Raw genomic sequence first — 21,896 nt, 5'->3', positions numbered from 1 at the left:
TCAATGCGCGTTGTCATCGACACCAATGTGCTTGTCAGCGCCCTTTTGCACGGGCGGTCGCTTCCCTTTCACCTGATTGCCTTGTGGTGCCAAGGCAAGATCACCTTAATCACCTCTGCTGAACAGCTAGAGGAAATTCGGCGCGGTACGCGCTATCCCAAACTGCGGGCTCGCTTGAATCCAGCCGTTGTCGGCAGACTCGTCAATGAACTCAAGGGCAGCGCCATTGTTATAGAGAATCTGCCCGACGTGTCCGTCAGCCCGGATCCCTGGGACAACTATCTTCTGGCGACGATTGAGGCCGGGATGGCCGAACTTTTGATCACCGGCGATAAGGCCGACTTGTTGAGTCTCGGGCGCCACGGCGGGGCGCGGATTATCACGGTTCGGGAATGCCTGAGGCTGATCACAGGAACCGAGCCTGATATCTAGCGCCTCGTCGGCGCCAGAGCCGGCGTCCCTTCAGCCGAGACGACTCCATCTCATCGGCCGAAACTGTGAGAGCACGGCAAAGGGCCGCTTTGACTTCATCGACGCAGAGCCCGTGACGATGCCGAGTTCGCTATCGCTCGCGTGGTCGACTGGGGAGCCTAAGGAAACTCGGCGCAAGCAGAGGCGCTGGGCGATTGCGAAGCGCCAGGCGGGACTCGACCGCGACCGCGACCGCGAGAAGCTCGGACCGATCTACAATTTCATGGTCACCAAGCGCTAAGGTCGCGTCGAATATGCGGTCCTCCAGTTCGGCGGTCTATTCGGTCTTGGCAGCGACTATTATCCGCTGCCCTGGGACGTCCTGACTTACGACACCGAACAGGGCGGCTATGTCGTCGATCTCGACAAGAAGGTTCTCGAACAGGCGCCGCGCTATGGCGCCGATAGCAAGCCGACCTTTGATCACGACTATGGTCGCGGGATCAATTATCCGTTCTAGTTTCCGGCGCAGGATTCGGATGCGAGGTAACCGCATCGGAGGGCTGCCTCATCGGCGCGGACTGTCCCTGCGCGGCAGCACGAGCGGCAATCCGCCGACCGCCTGCCGCCGGCGATGCATATCATCTGCGACCGCATCAATGATCACGACGAAATGCTGCGGTCGATCGCACGGATGGATTTCACGGTCGCGCCGGGCCGCGGTGACGGGGCGAAGAATGGCGGCGGCCCCGATCCGCGCGATCCGACATGGGCGCCGCGCGGGCGCACATCGGCGTCACGGCCGTTCGGACGACCCCCGAACAAGATGAAATCCTCCGTATCCGCAGCCATGATTTTCACTAACCGGACCTTATCGCAGAGCACCCATACGAGATACTCGGTGAAGAAAAGCAAATCGTTGCCAAGGGTTGCCTGAAAATTCCGGTCCGCCTACTCCCGTGTTAAGTTGAAATTCAGAGAGAGTCGGGAACCGGCTCTGTTGACGGAATGCACGGGGAGCCGCTTGCAGAATCCGTCGGAAAGCAATGCTCGGGTCGAGAAAAAGAGGTGCTGTTTTAGATAGCGTAAGGGACTTGCCGTCCATTGATGGCAAGCAGCGCGCACTTGTCTGCTAGTGATGTAAAAGAGCCGAGCATCGCTCTCTGCGAACGCTTGGCCCCGCGCCAACGCGAGTGCCTCCGCCATGTCTATCGGCTCAAGACCTCCAAGGAAATCGCCCTCGAATTGGGTCTGGGCGTCGGCACCGTCGACACTTACATCAGCGAGGCTGTCGCCATTTTGCGCGCCCGCAATCGCCGGCACGCAGCGGAACTTTTCCACGCCTTCGAAGACGCCGCGATGACCCCCCGCAAAATGCAGTTGGAGAATACGGGGGTAGGCACCGGCCAGGCCGATGAGCCACCGGAGAAGGCGGAACCACCGCCCACCTCCTGGGTCAGGTTGCTTCCTCTACGAACCATGGGAGTATCTGCAAATGACCTCGACCCGTACCTCCGTTACTTCTGGCTCGTCTTCCTTGCGATCGCGCTTGCAGTCGGCTTCGGCATGCTCGCCGTCGGACTCGACGTCCTCTCCCGGCTTCTCGGATAGAAGGTCCGACGATGAAGAGCGCATCAAGCATCTGACCGAATCGCTGTTCGGCTACGAAAAACTGCTGCAGCAGATTTTCGCGGAAGGCGGGCGGCTCGCCACTGCGGCAATCGACGCGCAGACGCACCAAAATCTTTCGCCGCTGGTCGGACATCAGATATTGTCGGCCCTGACCAACGCGCAGCTCTCGGTTACCGGAGCGCTCGGTTACATGGCCGAAGGTCATCGACAGCTTGAAGTGCTGGCACAAAAGCTGGGCATTGATCCTGAAGCTTTCGGGGATGTCGTCAAGCGCCCAAGCGCGCGCGGCGCGACGCCCCTTGAATTGGCCGCCTGACCAAGGGGGCCGCTGCTCGTGATCGTCATTGTGGCATTCATGATCCTGCTCTTCCTCGTCTCTGCCTATGCGCAGTGGCGAGGCGGAGCCCCGGAAAGGACTGCGTCGATCTGCATGGTCATCGCCACGATGGGAACTTTTTGGGCCGGACTAAGCAATCCATCCTATCGCGACGTCGAATGGGAAATGTTACTTATCGATTTCGGGCTCCTGCTGGCGCTTTCGGCAATCGCCGGGGCGGCAGACAGATTCTGGCCGATCTGGCTGGCAGCCTTTCAGTTGGTTGCGGTCGCGGCACACGGCGTCACGGCATACAATCCCGAGATCTTGCCCGTCGCCTATTGGTGGATCGTAGGTAAGATCGCCTATCCAATGGTCGCAATCCTCGCCATTGGGACACGGCGACATCACCGCAGGACACGTGACGGGCTCCAGGAATATGCTTGGACTCATCAGCGACATCGCGCCGCATCTTCGCGCGCGAAGACGATCACACCCGCCCCGCGTTCCTGACTGATTCGTCGCATCGTCGCCGACGCGCGAACCGTGGAGGGGCTCTGTGGCGACCATTCCACGCCGGGATTGACCACAATGCTCAGTCCGAGACTCCACTAAGCATCGGTCATGTCCGCGACTGGCGCACGGGCGCTCGAACTCGGAGTGTATGAAGATGAGCGCAGATCACGGGCTTAGCCAAAGAGCCTACACCAGCCTTAAACTCGATCTCATTGAAGGTCGTATCGCGTCTGGGCGAATCAATATCGGACAACTAGCTGATCGATATGGAATGAGCGCGACTCCGGTCCGCGAGGCGATGTTGCGGCTCGTCGGCGAAGCTTTACTCGACATGCCGGTAACTGGCGGATTTGAAATACCGTCGCTCGACGAGAATGCGGCTCGCCACCTCTATATTCTGAGCCAATATGTAATGCTCACAGCCGCCTCGTGCCGGAGCAGTCTCCTTGTTTCCCATGACTTTAATCAACAGGACGAGCTCGGCGCGCCGCCGCCGATTGAACTACTCTTCGACTCGATCTCCCAGGTGACCCAGAACGTCTTTTTCATGCATTTGGTCCGGAATCTCAACGATCGAATGCGTCGGATCCGGCGCGCCGAAGAGCGTAAATTGAGCGGTTTGCGCCGCGAATTCGATGCTTTGCTCGGGAAGATTGAACGCGGAAACAGGCAGTCAATCAGGCGATCGGTAGTCGCATATCATCGACGCCGTATCCGTAATCTTCCTGAAATCATGAGTGGACTTACCTAGGGCGGCCTCAAGAATGCCGATACCGGGGTTCGCCCCTTCCATATATAGCTTCAGATTCAGAACATATATGTTTGGATATATCCTCTGAAACTGGGATTCTTTCGGTGTCGCATTTGTGCGGCGGGAAAGGAGACTATCATGGACAAGGAACCGAACTATCGCGACGCTGAACTGATCGACCTCGGCACCGTCACCGAAGAGACCCACGGGTCGAACGAAAACATCGCGCCGGACGGTGTGCAGCCGCGCCAGCCGCTCGGCATCGTCGTCGACTGATCAATGGCCGGCCGGGAATGGATAAATTCCCGGCCGGCTTTTTCCGCCAAGGCGTCACTCATGCTTCCTTCGTGGGTTTCGAGCTGCGAAATCGATGGTCAGGTCGTCTTTCTGGATGTCCTCGCAAATCGATATTCACGCTTGGAAAAGGAGGCTGCGTCTGCCCTCGGAAGAGGAGACGTTGATTCACTGCAACCGAGCCTTCGGCGCCTGATTGAGGATCGCCACTGGTTGAACTCCAATGCGGAAGGAGCCCGTAGTTCCTGCTGCGCAATTACTCGCCCAGCTCGTGAACATTCCGCGGAATTCGATATGCGTTCGCCATCCGGCCGGCAAATTGCATCGGCATTCAGATCTCTCGCCAGCGCACGATTCACCATTGCACTGCGCGGATTCGATGAATTGCTGTGGTGGGTGCAACGCAATAACATGATCGCCCAGACAGAAGGCCCTCCGGCGTCAAACCGCAGCGGTCTGATATCAGCATTCGAATATGTAGAACGGTTTGCGATCAGGAGGGATCGCTGCCTGCTCCGTTCAATCGGCCTTCAGCATCTTTTGGCCCAAAACGGGTATGAGAGCACACTGGTTTTCGGTGTTCGGCTTCATCCATTCGAAGCCCATTGCTGGCTTCAGGATGATGACCTCATCCTCAACGATACGATCGAAATGGTCGGCCCCTTCGAACCTATCAGAGCAGTGCGATGATCGGCAGATTCTTAGCCGTCAGCTCGCCGACCCAGGTCCCATGCGCCCTCGACCTACATTTGGATGAAATAGCTCATCAGTCGGGGCTGAGCGTGACCCATCGTGACGAACGCCTTGTCGTCTATTCCGACAGCGGGTTGGAAATCAACCACCTCACCGATGGCACTGGCGTCGTCGTTGGCGACGTCTTCTGCCGGCATGTCCCGTCGCGCGCATTTGGAAAGAACATCGACGAAGGGGCGCGTGTCACGGCGGCGTATCGAGGCGGCCATTTGAACAATGAATATTGGGGTTCCTATATCGTCCTGGCCAGTTTGCCCAACGGCGTGATCACCTGCGAACGATCCCCATTCTGTAGCATCAATGCCTATTACATAGTCGAGGGCGGAGTCCTCGTTGTTGCCTCGGACACAAGGCTATTGCTGGAAATGGCAAGGCGCCCGCCGTCGATAAACTGGGAATCAGTCGCCAGACATCTGATTTGGGATAATCTCAGCATGTCATCCACATGCCTCTCCGGAGTTTCCGAGATCAGGTGTGGAGAATCGATCAAGTTTGAAGCCCCACGGGCGCTTGAGGCCAGTTTTCACTGGGACCCTTGGAAGTTCACCAATCCCGACGTCCTGATCACCGATCCAGATGAAGCCATGGAACTTGTTCGCCGGGAAATTCTTCGCTGCATCGGAGCGCAGATGCCGCGCGGACGGTTTTACGCCCTCGATCTTTCAGGGGGCTTGGATTCGTCGATAATCGCGGCGGGGTCCGCCACTGCTGGGCGTGAAATTCACGCGATCACGATGTTCAGCGAAGGAAACGATGGGGACGAGAGGAATTTTGCAAGAAGCGTAGCCAGCCACTTACATATCTCCCTGGACGAGGGTGCGCCTGATCATCGAAGACCAGATCTTCTTCATTCGGCGCGGCCGCACTTGCCCCGACCCCACTCGCGGTCCTTTGTTCAAGAAACCGATCGCATCTCCCTCGAAATGGCAACGGACCGGTCGATCGACACATTTGTCAACGGTCAGGGCGGCGACGCCGTATTCTGCCATCTGCAGAGTTCCGGACCCGCGGCGGACACCCTTCGAGCGAAAGGTCCGAGTCCAAATTTTGCACGAACCGTCTTTGAGGTGGCGCGTGCAAATCAGTGCAACGCGTGGGATCTCGGCTGGAAGGCGATCAGGAAGGGATGGAAAGGCAAGCACCACGCCAACTGGCGCGCGAATGATGCATTTCTTTCCAAAGATCTTCCATCCAATGAATCGCCACCTGGGCTGCCGTGGCCTCCGCCAAAAAACCGACCGCTTCCCGGAAAGGTTGAACATGTTCATGGACTATACAACAGCTGCTATAACATGAATGGTTATCGGCGCTCCGATTTGATGAAGGGGATATTTCCCCTATTGTCGCAGCCCCTTGTCGAGACTTGCCTACGCATACCGACTTGGCTTTGGGTCGGCCGGGGGCGAAGTCGTTACATAGCCCGCCGAGCCATGGAGCGGGATCTTCCCGCCAAAGTCGCATGGCGGATCTCAAAAGGAGGCCTCGGCCAGTTTCAATTGCAGATGCTGCGCGAGCGACGAGTTCTCATTCGCGAAATGCTGATGGACGGACTACTCAGCGGCGCGGGTATTCTTGATCGCAGCATGATCGAACAGCAGCTGAAGGACGACCTGACATTTGGCGTGAATGATATGGGACGAATTCTCCGCCTGTGCGACGTCGAGGCTTGGTGCAGAGCATCGCCGCAAGTCACCTTGAACACCGCGCCTTAGGCAATCGCCGCCAGTCGTCGAGTTCCATGAGCGTTCGTCTGAAAACGGCCTGACGATGAACCGGCTGCCATTTCACATGATACTCATCGGGGAAAATGAACATTGTCACATCACGGCCGAATTGCCGCAGCGCCCGAAGGGAGGCAGTGGCCAGGCGCGCTTCCCGATCCGCGCTCTGAATTATAATCTTCGCGCACACGCGGCTTGCGTTCATCGCGAGACTGACGCGCTTCCAACTCGATTTGTGCTGTTCCCAAGGCAGTGGATATTCATTCGTGCGCAAAATGCTCGCATAGGCTTCCCCAACACCGGTCTCCAAAATGCTCGGGTCTTCACAGCATGAGCTAATGAGCGCCAGCGAGAATATATCGGCATGGATTAGCGCATATGTCGCGGTGGACGCGCCATCGCTGAGTCCCGTGATCGCGATATGGTCGGCATCGATCGGGTGCGTGTCAGCCGCCAGCTTGATTCCGCGCATAAGAGAATCGTGAACGCTCGCACGATCGGTCCACGCGTTCGCGATGTGCCGTCGGGATACCGATCGGCCGGCGCGAGACATCGCGGTCCGGTAGTCGAGCGGACGGTCAAAACTCAGGACGGCAAAGCCTTTCGCCGCGATAGCCTGAATCGGATATTCGTCGCCAGTTCCGCCTCTGAGAAAGCCGCGACTGCTGTACTGCACGACAACAAGTGGCAAACGCTCATCGTGCCGAGCGTCCGGTGGAAGCACGAGATCGCCAAACGTTTCGATTCCATATTTGTTGGTCCAACGCAGGCGGGTCACTGTTCCGAGCCTGCGCGCGATCCATTCGGGGTTGAGCTCGATAAGTTGATGGATTTTTCCCGACCTCAGATCGATTTCAACGATGTCGCGGGGTTGAAGAGAAGCTTCTCGGGCGCAAACCAAAAGGAGTTGAAAATCACATCCGCGGATCGCGTCGTCTGTTGTGAGGATATTCGTCAGCTTGTTCTCACCCAGAGCCCATCGATAAATGCCGGTTCGCGCTGCGGCGAACCCTTCTCGGCGCATGAAGACAATTTCGTCGGCTCCCGGAACCGTCCATGCCGCTGCGACGCGGGCGCATTCCTTAAATTGGCAAACTATATTTTTGTCGCCGACCCTCGCCGCGAGTTGTCGATGGTCGCTGATCGCAACAGCGGCGCCTTTGCGCGTCGGAGCGCGGCCTGCCTCCTCCGCCATTCTATCCTGCTGTGATGCACTGCCGGACCCACCGAACGTATCGGCCTCTCCGATCATGACAAAACGTTCGACTTCCGCAGGTGTCTCGCGTGGATATGGCGTGAGCTCGGCAAGCGGCCAAAATCGCTCGTCGAATTGGAAACCGCTTCGCCCCTCGGTTTGCAGTCGTTCTATGGCAGCGGCGTGATTTTCCCGTTGTCGATAGCGCAACTGCGATGCGTCATCTGACCAGGCGAAGTCGGCGACGTCGAAACGCCCGTCAGAGATACTTCTCGTGCCACCTTCGGACAGCGCGGTCACGAAAAGTCGCGTGATTCCTTCTTCTCGTTTCAGGAAGGCCAGCCACTTGCCATCTTTTGACCATTTCGGCGTCAAAGGTTCCGGAGTGCCGGTGGGGAAGCCCTCGAGACCGTAGAGCGTAATCGTCCGGCGCACGTAGTCGCCGCCCATGTCGACAATGCGCGGCGCAGTTCGAACATTGCCGAGATCATAAATCAGCAGGGCTTGGCAGTAGCTGTTGGAGACGGGGTCCGCCTGTCGAAGCTGGATTGCCAGATATCTTCCGTCGGGCGACACAGCAAAGCCGCCCGGGTCTGCCTCAGACGCATCCATCTTTCCGAAATCGCGGAGGCGAATGATATCATCCGCCTCCACACTTCGTGCTATCGATTGCGATGCGACCGGAGGAACTATCGTCGGACATGACGGGCTTGTGTCCCTCGCTGATTGCAAGTCGACGCCGGTCGCATTCGTAGCCACAACTTGCAGAGCGGGCGCCGTCGGTGGCAGCGGCGCAGCTTGTGAGAAAGCCGCACCCGGCAGCGCTGCGGTAGTAAGGAAAATTAACGTGAACGCGCGGTTCGCCGATCGCCGCGCGATGCATTCCATGACGAGGGCCATTAGAAAGACTGCGATAGCGACAACGCGACAAAGCGCCCCATTGGGGAATAATTGGTCGAGTCATAGGGTTCCGTGAAGGGTGCCGGCGCCAAATAGGGGGGCCGCTTGTCGAACAGATTCTCGACGCTGAGACCGATACGGAAACCGTTCGGAAAGCCGCCGGAAGTGGACGTTCGATAGCTGAGCGAAAGATCGACGGTAAACATTGATCGCCCGTCAATCGGGAGCGCCGCACGACGATCTTCGACGCCTCCAATATAGTTGAAATAGACGAATGCTTCGGCGGAATTCCCTTCCCAACCGACACTGGCGCGCGATCGAAAATGGGGTGGGTTCCAGATCGTTCCGGCAAGGTCAAAATAGGGGAAAGCTGATCCGTTCTTCTGGCGGCTGCGAAGCCAACTGCCATTCAACGCTGTGACCAGCGCGCCGTCGTGCAGATCCAGGCGATAGGACAAATTGACATCCACGCCCTCGATTTTTTGCGCCGCGACATTCATATTTCTGTTGTCGATGAGGTACAGGACCGACGCCGGGTCGTAGGCCCCGGCGGTATAATTGAGGAAGCCGCCGGACGCGCCATTGATGGCTGCCTGGAGCGCCACTTCGCTGGGATTCAGTGTGACATAGTTCGCATAATTCGGACTGAGTGCTTCGGGGTAAAACCCGATTGGAGTGCGAACACGGTCGATATATTTCACCCGGAAGTAGGACAGGTCCGCGTTAAGCCCCGGCAACGACTTGGGGTGAAAGGCGACCGTCGCAGTCCAGGTTGTGGCTCGCTCCGGCCGCAATGATGTGGAACCGCCATCAAGATAGAGGGCTGATTCATCTGGTGCAGCGTCGCTCCTCCCAAAATATGTCAGCGGAAGGAGGTACGCATATTGCGTCTGATAAATGGACGCGAGGGTGGGAGCTTTGAACGAACGCCCCCAGGAGAATTTCAGGTCGACGGCATTATTTGGGCTGTAAATCAGGCCGATCTTCGGCGTTGTGACGCTACCGCTATAATTGTACCGGTCGTAGCGGCCGGCTACCGAGATCGTCAGTGCCTTTGCGAATGCCGTTTCGTTCAGCCCTGAAATGACCGGGATCTGGATTTCGCCGAATGCGTAGGTATCGCTCTGATCCCCTCCAGTTGTGACGAATTGATCTCCGTTCGCCGACGATCTCCCGTGAACGCGATAGCGATTTTTCCGGTAGCCGGCGCCCAGCACCGCCCGCACATCCCCTGCGGGCAACGACAGCGCTGAGCCTTCCAGATAGGCTTCAACGGCGTGGAGCGAATGGCAGTAACAAAAGTCTTCGCGGAGGAATACGGTGCCGTTCGATGACGACGCGGTTTGGCGCCGATTCCGACTTCTCGCATAGGTGCTCGCGACCGAAAGCGACCAGTTGTCATCGACGGGGATGGTCAGAGACGGGCTGATCGAAAGCGAGCGATCGGTCGTATGGGAGACGCTAAGGATGTTATTCGTGTTGTAGCTCCCGTCCATGGCCCGATCCACGAAGGTAGCGTCGAGACTGAAGCGCACATCATCGAACAGGCTTTGTGACCCGCTTACGAGCGCGGAGTGCACGCGCTGCCCTTTGATCAGCGGATAAGGTTCCGGGAGATAGTTGGTATAGTCCCGATCCTCTGCATCCACCTCCTCATTTCGGCGAAAACCATATGCGACGAGCAGGTTACCGCTCTGCCACTGCTTGCCAGCCACGATCTGATAAAGCTGCGAAGTGCCGCCTCCATCGGTTGCCGTGCCGACGCGCGCGTTAGCGGTAACGCCGTCAAAGGAACGCCGCAAAATGACGTTCACGACGCCAGCCACCGCATCGGAACCATAAAGCGCCGATGAGCCGTCAGGAATGATTTCGACGCGCTCGATGGCTTCAGTCGGGATACCGGAAATATCGATGCCCTGCGCCGAACCCCCAAAAGACAATCTGTGACCGTTCAGAAGGGTGAGCGTTGCATCGGCTCCGAGGCCGCGCAAGTTGACGGCGGAACCTCCGGTCACATTATCGTTAGTATTTGCACCAGAGCGAGCGCCCTTCCCGACCCCCGGGTTTTGGCCCCCGCCGAAATTTTGCGGGATCGATCTCACGGCTTCGCCAAGATCACCAAACCCGGCTCGCTGAATATCGCCGCGATCAATTCTGATCTCGGGCGATGCAAGTCGCGCGCCTTTGATGCGCGATCCCGTAACGGTGATCTCCTGCTCGGCTGTCTCGACTTGGTCCGGAGAACGCGGTGTACCGGCCCGGCCGATTATAATCGCACTTTTCGTATTTCGGACGACCAGACCGGATCCCTCGATCAGACGCCTGACGGCTTCCTCAGGAGTGAAGTTTCCCGCCAACCGCGGCGCCTTTCGCTGTCGGACGTCTTCATTGTCGAAGACGATGTTTGTGCCGGAAATTCGGCGCACTGTATTCAGCGCGGAAGACAGATCCTGGGCAGGAAGATCATAGCTGGCGGTGATGGCGGACTCAGCAGCGATCGCTGAAGCAACCGGCACAAAGCTGGTGGTCGCGGCGAGCACGAAGCCCGCCACGCTGTAACGAAATTGCATGGACTCTCCCCTCAGTACAGCCAGGCGAGTTCTTGCCCGTGCCTACAGGGTATGAGCGTTGCGCACGCTGCGCAGGGTAGTCGAAGGAAGCGTTATTTCTGCGGATCGCCTAAAATAATGCGGTTCCCGCTCCGCGTTATCTGCAGATCGTAAAGATTCGACAGATTCTCAGCGAGCAATTCCGGGTCATCGATCCCGTTTAGCCCAGACACGATGCGCGGCGCGATGGCGGGGTCTTCAAGGTAGATTTTAGTCGCTGATCGATTGTTCACTCTGGCTATGAGATCTGCAACGCGCGCTTCCTGCGCTTCGGACACGCCCTCCGTCCAGTCGGCTTCCGTTCCTCGTTTTTGAACACTTGCCGAGTTGCCCGAACCTTCGATCGCATAGCGGAGCTCGTCACCTGGCTCGAGCCGGATCGGTTCAGCCTTCCCTGCCGACTGCGCTCGGCGAACGTCAATGGCGCCCCGCAGGAGATGAATCTCCACCGTGCGCTTGTCGCGAAAAGCTACGTCAAAGACAGTTCCCACGGCAACGATCTCGCTGTCGCCCGCGTCAACGACAAACGGACGTTCTTCGTGCGCGACATCGAAGCGCGCTCGGCCGCGGCCTAGTCGTAGACGGCGCTCGCCAGATCGAAACCATGCTCGGATCGTGGTGTCACCGTCCAAGGTCAGGCGAGACCCATCCGGAAGTGAAAACTCGCGCACCTCGCCAGCTTCGGTCGAATATTGGAGCGATGCGTCCGCGTGGCCCTGCGCCATTTGTGTCGTATCCGCTTCCGGCCAGAAGGCTGGTGCTCCGCTCGCGCGCCATGCGACGAAGCCTATGAGCGCCATGCATCCGATTACGGTGATCCAGACGCGTTTGGCCGTCCCGCGCACCGGCTTGGGCGGCGGCAGGTTTTCCCAATCGACGCGCTTGCCGGCGGAATGAAGGCCAGCGATGCGATTATAGGTCGCGCGATGCAGCGCACCACGCGCGAGCCATCGCTTAAATTCCCGCTCGTCTTCCTCACTCACATTCTCATCGTTCATGATAACGAACCATTCGCCGGCCTCGCGGCGGAGCTGATCTTGCTCATAGCGATGTGTTTCAGCCATTGGCGTTCACCCTGTGATCGAGATAGAGCAGTGCCTTCTTCATATGGTATTTGACACCGTCAACGGTGATACCGAGCTTCTCGGCGATCTCCTGATAGGTCAGTTCTTCCTGCCGATGGAGCCGGAATACTTCCCGCGTTCGCGATGGAAGTTCTGAAAGCGCCTCCTCGTAGCGGCGCATGAAATCCGACGCCTCCATCATCCATTCCTGTTCCGGATCGACCCACAACTCGTGGGCCTCGTCCACCGGGACATGGTTTGCTCGATCATGGGCGCGGGGACGCCGCGTGCGCTCCCACAACAGACTTCGGGCAATCGTGCGGAGATAGGCAGCGGGGGTGCGCACCTTAGACCTAGGGCGCGCCTCGACGAAATTGACAAATGTGTCCTGAACAAGGTCGTGCACCTCATCTTGGTTCCGGATCGATCGGCGGAAGAGGCGTGCGAGGCGCGGCGCCTCCGACCGGAACAACCGGTCGATCAACCGATCATTTTCGCCGGTTTCCGGCACAGGGGCGCGATCATTATCGGATCGGTTCATGCCGCAATACCCGCTGCAGAACGCCGCGTGCGCCGAGACGAGGTCTGAAGATTTGGTGGCATGGAATTGAAAGCCGATCAGCAAAGCATGACGCAGCATTGCCCGTGTGCAGGCCAATTGCGTAACGATGTGACGGCCGACCCGCATAGTCGGGCGTTTGTAGATCAGGAGACGGGTTCACCCATCCCCTTCGCGCATCATGACGAGGGTAGCTTGTCGTTGCAACAGCAGAATTTACGCCGCGCCCGCTCAGCACCGGTCCTGAGCGTGGCAACCGTCCGGCACAGGATCAGATATTGCCCGACTCTGACGCGGCAGCGCGTTCGAGCTCAGCCAGTTTCTCGGTGCAGATTTCCCGGACGATCGCGCTCAGCTCCTGCACGCGCTCGCCCAGCCATGCGAGATCTTCCGCGCTGATCCGATAATGTTTCGAATAGCGGGCTTTGACATAGGCGTCCTTCAAGAGGCTGAAGCGGCGGCGCGACTGCCTGTCGTCGTCGGGCCAGACATGGACGAGGCGCCGGTCGACCTTCCTCGCCTGGTTGCGGAGATTTTCCAGATTATGGCTGTGCGGCGTGTACAGCGTGCAGGTCAGCAGCAACGTGTGATAGAGACGCTCAGTAGCCTGATGCAGCTGAAACGCGGCATTCTTTCGAAACCCTTGATTTTGAGCAGCTTCGAACATGGCAAAGAACTCGCCGGCGCTCGGGTACCATTCGTCAAAATATTCGCGTGCCAGCGCGAGCGCATCCGCAGGGCGCTTGGGTCGTGGCGTCGCGAGCTCGCTGTCGTCCGATTGATACAGCGCAACCGCATCCTTGACGACGTCCAAGAAAAAGAAGCGTCCATCGGCGAGATTATTATTCACCTCTTGGAGCGTGTGGACGATCAGGCTCACCGGATGACGCAGCCGGTGAAGAACCATATAATCGCGCGCCAGCCGGTTCTCGAGATGATACCAATATTCGTGATCGGTAAGTTCGACCTGATTGACGATGACGAGGATGTCATAGTCCGAGACATAGCCCTTCTCGGTGTGCGGCTCGTATATCCCCTCGCCGCGCGCCATCGAGCCATAGAGAATGACTTTCAGGATCCGGCCAGCCTTGCGTTCGCCGTTCGCGAGCTTGTGGGCATCTTCGAATTCTTCGAAAATCGCCTGCACGATGGCCTCGAGTTCGCGCTGGCCGCGGGCGGGAAGGTGCGTAATGTCCGTGCGCATGACAATTCTTCCTGCATGACTGGGGGCCATCAGGCAATGGGCGACGGGTTATCGCGCTGCTGGATCGTCAGAGTCTGATCGATCGCGACAAGCGCCGCGGCAAGTTCGCGACGAACCAAATCCTCCGAAATGCCAAGGGCCGCGGCGATCGCCGGATAGTCGAGGCTGCCGCGGGAGGACAATGTGAACACGTCTCGGGCAAGAGGCGGCAGCGCGGCGATGGCGGCCGCCAAGCGCTCGGGATCGATGCTTTCACGGCTGCCGGGGCCGGTTGCGGCGCGGATCCAGGCGCCGATCCACACGCCCGCGCGATCGACGCGACAAGGTGCCCGATCGGCGATGAGCACGCGGTCTTCGGCCGCCCAGGCCTGCCTGGTCGCCTCAATGAGACCTGACGGAGCGGTGTCGTCGGCATCGACCGCAAGCACGGCCTGCACGCGTGCGAGAAGTTCACGTCGACGTCTGCGACGGCTGACGACGCCCAAGAACCTGCTTTCGTCGGCGAGTTGGTCGCGCAGTTCCCGGAGGAGCGCGCAAAGATGAACGGTGTCCATGGAATATATCCTTGATGGCAGCCGAGGACTCCAGCGGGTACGCAACCCGCTGTCCTCGCTTCCATCCTTCCCACTCCCCTTCCTGTCCGACACCGATCGCGCAGTCGTGGGATGCATCGATCAGCCATTGAGTGCCGACGAGCGGGCAGGATGCCGCGCACCATCGAACCTTGCGATAGTGTCGGGCAAAGTAAGTTCGCCCCCCGGAAATTCTCACTGGAAAGTCCGGGGGTAGTGATCAGCAATCACGATGACCGATGAACTGCGCAGACGCGCCGAGCGCGCCGCCTATCGGGGTCGATCTTGAATTCACACAATCCAAATCTTCGGTTCGACGCTGCATGCGTGCGCCAGCCATCGATCTATGCGCGGCAGCTAGCTGCCGCGCATTTGCCGTCGCACTTCTCTCGCGATCAGTTTGTCCGCGGTGAATGAGCTGAGATGGCGTCGGGAGGAAAAACCCAGCGCCGCGATGCCATTTTCGCCAGCCGACCCAGCACCTTATGCCCGCGCCGTCACGATCCCCCAGCATCTGACTGGTGCGATCCTCGCGAATATGATGCGTTGTTGCGGTGCGATCGCCGCGCGTTCGCGTGGGAATGGCTACGGCGGAACGGATTCTATCGCAGCCTTTGGAGCGCGCGTGATACACTGCCGTCAGACGCGCCCAAATGTGTTGGCCTCGTCGCATGGGTCGATCCGGCTCTCGCATCTCCCGTGGCGCGACCGATCTGGAGCACAAAACTGGACCCGAAGGTTGTGAGGAGTCACTTGACCGGCCGGCGAGCGGCTTCGAGTGACCTGTTCGATATTCGGGACTTCGCGTCATTCGTCTCGGTTGAAATTGATGCGAGCCAGACGGAACATTGGCTATTCAGTGACGGGCACTGGATCGTCAGGCTGGACGTGCATGGCGGTTCGCTACTCGGCGGCCCGGCAAGACTTGAATATCAATTGAGTGGCGTACGATCGGCAAAACCAAAACTGGAAGCACTACGACAGTTGCTCGCCCTGTTTGAAAATGGCCGCTTACCAAGGTCAATGATTCCCCGCGAACAGCGGGCTGCAAGGTGGATAATGGAACTTCGTATCGGCGATGCAATACTTGCCGGCGCCAGCGAACAAGAGATCGCGAGGGAATTGTTCCCAGATGCAATCGCGCCCAAGCGCTGGCGCCGAGAAAATTCGTCTCATCGCCTGAGGGTGCAACGGCTGGTTCGGACAGCCCGAAGTCGTCTTTCCGATCCGCTGGGAGGGCCATGGTTCGAATAATTTGTCGCAAATAGCCGGTGCCTGGGGGCAATTTGCGGGCTGCACACATGTCATCGCTATCTTGCGCGCTCACCATATTTGGCTGCCGAATCTTCTGCGTAGATGCTGCGAGACGCTCGCCGCGTAGCGCAGTTGCCTCCAACCCGTCGGGCTATGATAGACGCCGATCGCCTTCCAATAATCGCCGGCCGCCGCGAGCCCCGACAGGAATATCCAGCGCGCCGCCTCCGCATTGAAACAGGCATCGTTCTGGAGCCAATGCCGAACATGGGTTTCGGGCCGCCCCACGAGCGTCGCAATTTTGGGCACCCACCAGCTGTTGATTTGCAACGGCCCCAGATCATGAGTGCCATTGCTGTTGACGACAGCGGCGCCGATCCAGCCGCCTTCCTGATCGCGCAGACCCCAAAGCGTGCGTTCGAGCCACGGCTTGCCATGGGCGGCGCTGCGGATGCAGCGAGCGATCTCAGCATCACCCGTCGCGACTGGCGCGCGAGCCATTGCCGGCAGTGAGATGCCGAATGCCAAGGTGAAGATGGCCGCCGTCACCCCAAACCGCAAATCTTGCGAAGCGCGGACCCCGATAGGCGCGCTGGCGAGTTCGGCTGCCCGTGGAAACGGGAATATGTTCATCGATCATGTCCTTGCTGTCGGGAATGCGGTTGCTCTGCGGGCTCGGGATCAGTCGGTGCTTGCGCGCGCTGGCTCTTCGTCGAGCCAGCGAGAATGCCGTTCAGATAGGCATCGAGCTTCGACATGCCGTCTCTCGCGCGGCCCGCGAGCATTTCCGCAAGCGATGGCGGACGCAGAACCTCGTTCCATTCGCGCTCGCGCTCGGCCCTTCGCTCGGCGCGATCCGCACGCGTGCTCAGCATCAGCTCGCGCGCCCGGTCGAGACTTTCAGCGAGCCGGGCGCCGCGGATGTGGTGGCTGTCGCGCCAGAGACGTCCCAAGCCTTCGAGCGAGGACGTCTTTTCGCCAGAATGCTTCTCGAGCTTCTGCACGAGGCGATCACGGTCCTCGGTCCAGAGTTTCACGCCGTAACGAGCACGAGTGATGGCGGTGTAGTAATTCTGGCCATTGACGAGGCCCGATCCGACCGGGGCAAGGACATAGACGCGGTCATAGGTCTTCGACTGCGCCGAATAGACAGTTTCGGCGTAGCCATAATCCCAGGTGCGATGAACGGAGAGGTCGATCTTCTGCGGCTCGACGCTCCGGTCCCAGCGAATAGTCGCGATCGTCCCGTCTAGACGCTCGATCGTCCCGCGCTCCGCATTTTTGAGGCCGAGCTCCCTGGTCGCAAGCCGCCACTGAATGCGATCGCCCGCGGCGATGTCGCGTTTGTCCTCGACGAACACATTGACTTGCGACGCGCGGCCGAGACGGGGATTCCAGAGGATCGTCCCACCCTTCTCGTCGACAAGCCGCACGAGCTGGCGTCCGCGAGCATCGCGTGCGATACCGTCGACACGATATTCGGCGCCGGCGGCGATACCGAGCCCGGCATTGTCGCGGGCGAAGGTCACGACCTGGCCACCCGAATAAAACCGGGCAAAATGCTTCTCCTGGTCGGTCATACCGGAGGGCGAAAGAATATCGATGCGCGCGTCTTCGGCGGCAACGGCCCCTTCCCGCTTCAGAACTTCGCGGATCTGCGTGTTGACGATCAGCCTGGTCGCGTTGTCGAGAACCAAGATATTGGTCTTGTCGCGGTTCTCGGGTTTGAGCCGCGTCCATTCCGCGACGAGGTTAGCCGCAAGTTTGTCCGCGCCCTCGCCGCTGACGATCTTGTCGAGCGATTGGAGTGACGCGGCATAATCCCCGCTGCGCGCGCTCGCCACCGCGGCCTTCATCGACTGGGTTTGCTGTCGGACCGCCTCCGTCAGTTCAGCCGTCGGCAGGCCCAGTTTCTGCATCAGCCAGAATGGTTTGCCCTGCTCGATCGCCCCGGTCTGCTTGTTGTCGCCGAGAAGAAGAACGCGCGCACCGGTGTCGTGGCTGATCTGCAATATCCGCTGCGCTTGTCGGCTACCGAGTTGGCCAGCCTCGTCGACGACCAGGACATGACGGTCGGTAATATCATGCCCGCCGCCGCCTAGGAGCGCGGCGACGGTACGAGAGTCGATACCCGCGTCCTGGCCGAGTTTCGCGGTCGCCGATGAGGTCGGCGCCAATCCGATGAAGGTCCAGCCCGGATCGGCCGCGGCCTTCAACTGCTTGATGAGAGTCGATTTGCCCGAGCCGGCGACGCCGTGAACACCCATGACGCGGTCACTGGATATCGCGATTTCGGCGAGCACCTGTCGCTGGTCATCATTGAGAATGCTCCCGCGCAGCGACGTGTCGATCCGTTCCCGCGACGCAAGCGGAACCCCATCGCCAAGGCTTAGCGAGATATGCGTCGATAGCGCGATCTCGAGCCGCGCGGCGCGGCGCGAGGTTCTGCCGCGCGTAAGGACTTGGTCACCGGTGGGCTCTCTCGTCTTTAGCAGCTTGAGCCGTGCTTCATGCTCCTCGAAGAGGGGGCGAATGTCTCGGAACCGAACATCGCCCACATGCGACGCGAGCCCGGTGCGGATGAGCCGACCAAGGTTATTGACCGCTTCGCGTGTCTCCGACTGGCGAAGCCCGAACAGCGCAGCGCGGCGCACGGTTGCAGTATCGGCGTCCAGATGCTTCTCCTCTCGCGCATCGGCGGCGTCGCGGACAGCTTCGAGCGCGGGAATGTGAGCCTTCGATCGCTCTGCCCATTGGGCATGGAGCGTGTCGAGATCGACTTTCTGCTTGGGGGGCCGGGTCGCGAAGAAAGAAATCGATCGCTCGGCCTGGCCCTGGAAACCATGTTCCTTCGCGTGCGCATTGATCTGCTCGGCCCGGCGCGACGTCGCATCGATCAGCTCCTTGGGGACACCCCGAATCTCGAACAACCCCCGGCGCGGGTCGAACTCGATCTCGTAACCAATCCCCCTGAGGTCATGGGCGAGGTCGTTGCGATAGATCTGGCCGGCGACCATCTGCTCGGCGAACATGGCGCGGGATTCGAGGCTCACCATCTGCTCGTCACCGGCATGGCGGGTCATGTTGAGGATGACGACATGGGTATGGAGGTGCGGATCGAGCTCGCGCGAGGCATGTTCGGTAAAACGCGCATAGAGAAGCTGGCCCGTCGTCTCGTGGGTAATCTTGCCGTCCATGCGCCGACGGAGTTCGGCATGCTCCTCGATCCAGGCGATGGCCGTCCCGACCGCGCGCTCATGCGCGGCGATGATCCTTTCATCGCCCGTCACCAGTGCCATGATCGACACCGACTTCGGGGCTTTGACGGCAAAGTCCCACCCCGGATGATGCTGAACTTCGCCATTCCGGATACGCCCGAGTTGCTGCCCATCGACCTTGCCGGCGAGCAGCGCCTCGAACGCCTTGCGGTCGACCGGCCCCGAAAGACCGAGGTCGGCCGCAAGCTTCCCGCCCCACTCCGAGGGCTCATCCCCACCCTTGGTGTAATAATCGCCGATCGTATAATAGCGGGCGATATTGCCGGGTTTGCCTCCAAGGCGGCGCGGATGGATCATGCAGGCTTCGCGGGCCGGCGGCGACCGCCCGGACGACCGTGCTGCCGTAGGGTGCGATCCCAGTGCGGGGCGATGATTTCGAGGGGCGTGGCCGGATTATCGGGCGAACCATCGGCGGGCGCGTCCCGGTCGGTTGGCGCCTCCCCATTCGTGTCTTCAGGCGCGGGATCGGACGCGCCCATCGGGAGATCGAGCTTCAGCTCGGGCGCATTCGCATTCGCTTCGCGCTTCCCGGACCGTTTGCGCGCTGGCGCACCGTTCTTCGCCGGTTTCGCCGATGACGGGGCAGCCTCTACCGAACCTGATGGTGACGGCGGCGCGGGCAGAGGCGCGATGCGATGCGGAAGTCGACGGCGTTCGGTAAATGCCTCTCCAATGGATGGCAGGTCGTTGTATCGATCCGCAAAGCGAACGACGGGCAGGTCGCGACCGAACCGCAGATAGCCCGACAGGTTCGGGAGGTTCGTGACCTCGGTGTGCATCACAAGAGGTCGCGTCACCTGGATGCGCGAGAGATTGACCCCGTCGCGCATGTCGTTGACGCCGTAGCTCATCCCCTCGTTCGCCTCGACCTGCTCGACCTGTCCCAAATTCTCGCTGACGTGCTTGGCGGTGGGGGTATCGTTCGCCCGGAGCGCGACCCAGGTCGAGCAATAGCCGGTGATCGCCGCGGCATCCTGGATGCCGTATGTCGCCTCGAGCTGCGGATAAGACTGGAACCCGAGGATGCCGCAGCCGCCATATTTGCGGGCGCGTGCGAGAAAGTCCGAAAGCGATGGCAGTTTCTGGAGCGAGGGTAGCTCGTCGATCACGCAATAGAGGCGGCGCTGCTGATCGGGTTTCAGGCTCATGATCGCGCTGATCGCGATATCGAGCCAGACCGTGATGAGGGGGCGGAGCGAGGGAAGCTGGTCGGCCTTCACGGTGACGAACAGCCAGCTGTCGTCCCCCTCGGTCGCCACCCAGTCGCGGATCGAAAGCCCGTCGTCGGTATCATCGAGATAGGCGAAGCTGCGCATCACCGACGCGAGCTCAGCCTGGACGCCCGCCGACGTGCGTTCGCCCTCCATCGAGATAAACGCCGCCGCATCGGTCCCTGCGGCGAAGGCGGACAAATCCTTCAGCGAGGAGCGGACGATGGTGTGAAGGAGGATCGATATATAGGTGCGTCCCTGCGCTGCGAGCTTGCGCAGCACGGCGACCAGAGTACCGCGCGCGGCCTTAGGCCAGAAAGGATCGCCATGCTTGTCGGGGATCGTCGATTCCGCGATCTGGTCATAATGATAATCGTGCGGAACATCGACCCAGGGCGACCAGATGGCCGACCGTTCGTCGAGGGGGTTGAGCAGGATGTCCTTCCCCTCGCGGTAGAATTTCTCGACGAAGGTGCCGGCGGTGTCGTAAACGATCGCCCGCTTGCCCTTGGCGCGGATGCCCTCGAGCATCTTGACGATCATGTTGGTCTTGCCCGTGCCGGGAGCGCCGCAGATCAGAACATGCTCGGTTTCAAAAGCGTTCGGGACGTTGATGCCCCCGATCGCGAAGCTGCCCTTCGCTTCGCCGCGAAGCGCGCGTCGTACCTGACGGACTGTCCCGAAGTGGGCCCCGCGCAGATATTCATTGGAACCGAGCCCCTTCCCTGTCCGGGTAAAATAGAACCAGGCGAAGACAAGTGCTGCGAGCGCGAACACCCCGGACAGGATCGCCCCGCCGATGAGATCGCTCTCGAGCTTTTCGAGCGCCTGCTTCGCGATCACAGAATCGACCAGCCAGTCGGCCGACGTCCAATATTCGCGGCCATCCGGGGTGCGGAACAGGACCGGGTCGTTCGTCCCCGGCGCGGCGTCGGCCTTGAAGTTTGCCTCAATGAGCTTGGTAAGGACGAAGCGCTGATAGGCATCCGATTTTTCGAAGGCGTACCAGATGGCGCCGATGACCCAGATGCTGAGCCCGGCGAGGGTGGTCTGGAAGAAGACCTGGGTGGTCATCCGGACATTGTGGACGATGGCCTGGCCGCCGCGCGTCCAGCTGCCGAGCGTGTCGTTGCGGAAGATGCTCATGACGACGCGCCTCCCCCCAGAGCGGGAAGGTCGCCAGCGGTGATCAGTCCCCGGTCGAGGAGTAGCCGCTTTGTATCTTCCATCCCCTTTGCGAGCGATTTGGGCGCGCGCGCGCCGACGTCGGACGCGAGGATCGCGAGCACTTGGATGACGGTCGAATGAAGTTCGTCGAAGCGGGCATGGAAGCCAAAGGGGTCGGCGCCGTTCAGCTGTTCGAGGGCGTCACGAACGAAGGCCGCGGTAGAGGCGCCTGCCGCATCCGCATCGGCCGCGAGCCGGTCGTATAGATCGTCGGGAAGACGAATAGTCAGTCTTGCCATGGCAAGCTCCTGGTCTGGAGCTTCGGCAAGTGAGGACGCGTAGCCCCTCTTATATAGCGAAACCGGCTCTGACAGGCAAATCGATGAAGGATATTTCGAGGTCTGGCCTGTCGCAATCATCTCGATCCAGCTACGGTCGGCTTGAAAAACGGTTCAAACAAAACTATCTGAATGCCGTAAGCGTCGTATT

At 59.8% G+C, this 21,896-nt stretch carries 19 protein-coding genes and 1 pseudogene; 9 read left to right on the top strand and 11 right to left on the bottom strand.

The window, feature by feature from the left end; genetic code table 11:
* Positions 1-3 precede the first annotated feature (3 nt).
* Together E5675_RS05695 and E5675_RS05690 are read left to right on the top strand one after the other, a co-directional pair.
* Positions 4-432: a putative toxin-antitoxin system toxin component, PIN family gene (locus tag E5675_RS05695; protein WP_062900424.1), complete on the top strand. Its 429-nt coding sequence runs from the start codon at positions 4-6 to the stop codon at positions 430-432.
* A gap of 223 nt (positions 433-655) precedes the next feature.
* A pseudogene (locus tag E5675_RS05690) lies at positions 656-931 on the top strand (PRC-barrel domain-containing protein); the annotation flags it as partial.
* A gap of 143 nt (positions 932-1,074) precedes the next feature.
* On the opposite strand, the gene E5675_RS21430 reads toward E5675_RS05690, so the two are convergent.
* A complete protein-coding gene (locus E5675_RS21430) occupies positions 1,075-1,326 on the bottom strand; it encodes a hypothetical protein (RefSeq protein WP_058804236.1) in 252 nt (83 codons plus the stop codon).
* A 580-nt stretch (positions 1,327-1,906) separates the two neighbouring features.
* Between E5675_RS21430 and E5675_RS05675 the strand changes: the two genes are divergently transcribed.
* From E5675_RS05675 to E5675_RS05655, 6 genes are all read left to right on the top strand, one after another.
* Positions 1,907-2,359 (top strand): hypothetical protein, encoded by a 453-nt coding sequence (locus tag E5675_RS05675; RefSeq protein WP_152998810.1) that lies wholly within the window; start codon positions 1,907-1,909, stop codon positions 2,357-2,359.
* Positions 2,360-2,377: 18 nt separating this feature from the next.
* Positions 2,378-2,872, top strand: coding sequence for a hypothetical protein (locus E5675_RS05670; RefSeq protein WP_136173716.1), 495 nt, complete (start codon positions 2,378-2,380; stop codon positions 2,870-2,872).
* Positions 2,873-3,029: 157 nt separating this feature from the next.
* Complete coding sequence (locus tag E5675_RS05665) at positions 3,030-3,626, top strand: GntR family transcriptional regulator (protein WP_160328053.1); 597 nt, start codon at positions 3,030-3,032, stop codon at positions 3,624-3,626.
* A gap of 138 nt (positions 3,627-3,764) precedes the next feature.
* Positions 3,765-3,902: a hypothetical protein gene (locus tag E5675_RS21425; protein ID WP_160328052.1), complete on the top strand. Its 138-nt coding sequence runs from the start codon at positions 3,765-3,767 to the stop codon at positions 3,900-3,902.
* Between the two features lie 60 nt (positions 3,903-3,962).
* Complete coding sequence (locus tag E5675_RS05660) at positions 3,963-4,610, top strand: lasso peptide biosynthesis B2 protein (protein ID WP_168707801.1); 648 nt, start codon at positions 3,963-3,965, stop codon at positions 4,608-4,610.
* Complete coding sequence (locus E5675_RS05655) at positions 4,607-6,385, top strand: asparagine synthase C-terminal domain-containing protein (protein ID WP_082819775.1); 1,779 nt, start codon at positions 4,607-4,609, stop codon at positions 6,383-6,385. Before E5675_RS05660 ends, E5675_RS05655 begins: the two co-directional genes overlap by 4 nt.
* Here the strand turns inward: E5675_RS05655 and E5675_RS05650 are convergent.
* From E5675_RS05650 to E5675_RS05625, 6 genes are all read right to left on the bottom strand, one after another.
* Entirely contained in the window at positions 6,363-8,477 is a 2,115-nt protein-coding gene (locus E5675_RS05650; RefSeq protein ID WP_168707800.1) for an Atxe2 family lasso peptide isopeptidase, read from the bottom strand. The two genes, E5675_RS05655 and E5675_RS05650, sit on opposite strands and share 23 nt — an antisense overlap.
* 11 nt (positions 8,478-8,488) lie before the next feature.
* A complete protein-coding gene (locus E5675_RS05645; RefSeq protein WP_082665244.1) occupies positions 8,489-11,059 on the bottom strand; it encodes a TonB-dependent receptor in 2,571 nt (856 codons plus the stop codon).
* A gap of 92 nt (positions 11,060-11,151) precedes the next feature.
* Entirely contained in the window at positions 11,152-12,162 is a 1,011-nt protein-coding gene (locus E5675_RS05640) for a FecR domain-containing protein (RefSeq protein ID WP_058804228.1), read from the bottom strand.
* Positions 12,155-12,802, bottom strand: a complete 648-nt coding sequence (locus tag E5675_RS05635) for a sigma-70 family RNA polymerase sigma factor (RefSeq protein WP_058804227.1) — start codon at positions 12,800-12,802, stop codon at positions 12,155-12,157. Before E5675_RS05635 ends, E5675_RS05640 begins: the two co-directional genes overlap by 8 nt.
* 190 nt (positions 12,803-12,992) lie before the next feature.
* Positions 12,993-13,925, bottom strand: a complete 933-nt coding sequence (locus E5675_RS05630) for a HEPN domain-containing protein (RefSeq protein WP_058804226.1) — start codon at positions 13,923-13,925, stop codon at positions 12,993-12,995.
* A 29-nt stretch (positions 13,926-13,954) separates the two neighbouring features.
* A complete protein-coding gene (locus tag E5675_RS05625) occupies positions 13,955-14,479 on the bottom strand; it encodes a sigma factor-like helix-turn-helix DNA-binding protein (RefSeq protein WP_058804225.1) in 525 nt (174 codons plus the stop codon).
* 771 nt (positions 14,480-15,250) lie between these two features.
* On the opposite strand from E5675_RS05625, the gene E5675_RS21420 reads away from it, so the two are divergent.
* On the top strand, positions 15,251-15,751 hold the full coding sequence (locus E5675_RS21420) for a DUF2285 domain-containing protein (RefSeq protein ID WP_168707799.1): 501 nt from the start codon (positions 15,251-15,253) through the stop codon (positions 15,749-15,751).
* Between the two features lie 69 nt (positions 15,752-15,820).
* On the opposite strand, the gene E5675_RS05615 is transcribed toward E5675_RS21420, so the two are convergent.
* The 4 genes from E5675_RS05615 to E5675_RS05600 are packed head-to-tail and all read right to left on the bottom strand — an operon-like array spanning position 15,821 to position 21,706.
* Positions 15,821-16,384, bottom strand: coding sequence for a lytic transglycosylase domain-containing protein (locus E5675_RS05615; protein WP_348769823.1), 564 nt, complete (start codon positions 16,382-16,384; stop codon positions 15,821-15,823).
* On the bottom strand, positions 16,381-19,326 hold the full coding sequence (mobF, locus tag E5675_RS05610) for a MobF family relaxase (RefSeq protein ID WP_058804224.1): 2,946 nt from the start codon (positions 19,324-19,326) through the stop codon (positions 16,381-16,383). The genes E5675_RS05615 and mobF overlap by 4 nt, the downstream gene beginning before the upstream one ends.
* Positions 19,323-21,386 (bottom strand): type IV secretion system DNA-binding domain-containing protein, encoded by a 2,064-nt coding sequence (locus E5675_RS05605; protein WP_058804223.1) that lies wholly within the window; start codon positions 21,384-21,386, stop codon positions 19,323-19,325. Before E5675_RS05605 ends, mobF begins: the two co-directional genes overlap by 4 nt.
* Complete coding sequence (locus tag E5675_RS05600; RefSeq protein ID WP_058804222.1) at positions 21,383-21,706, bottom strand: ribbon-helix-helix protein, CopG family; 324 nt, start codon at positions 21,704-21,706, stop codon at positions 21,383-21,385. The genes E5675_RS05605 and E5675_RS05600 overlap by 4 nt, the downstream gene beginning before the upstream one ends.
* Between the last annotated feature and the right edge of the window lie 190 nt (positions 21,707-21,896).

The sequence above is a fragment of the Sphingopyxis sp. PAMC25046 genome (genome assembly GCF_004795895.1).
In the GTDB taxonomy this organism is placed as follows: Bacteria; Pseudomonadota; Alphaproteobacteria; order Sphingomonadales; family Sphingomonadaceae; genus Sphingopyxis.
This window is presented reverse-complemented; position numbering and strand designations above follow the sequence as displayed.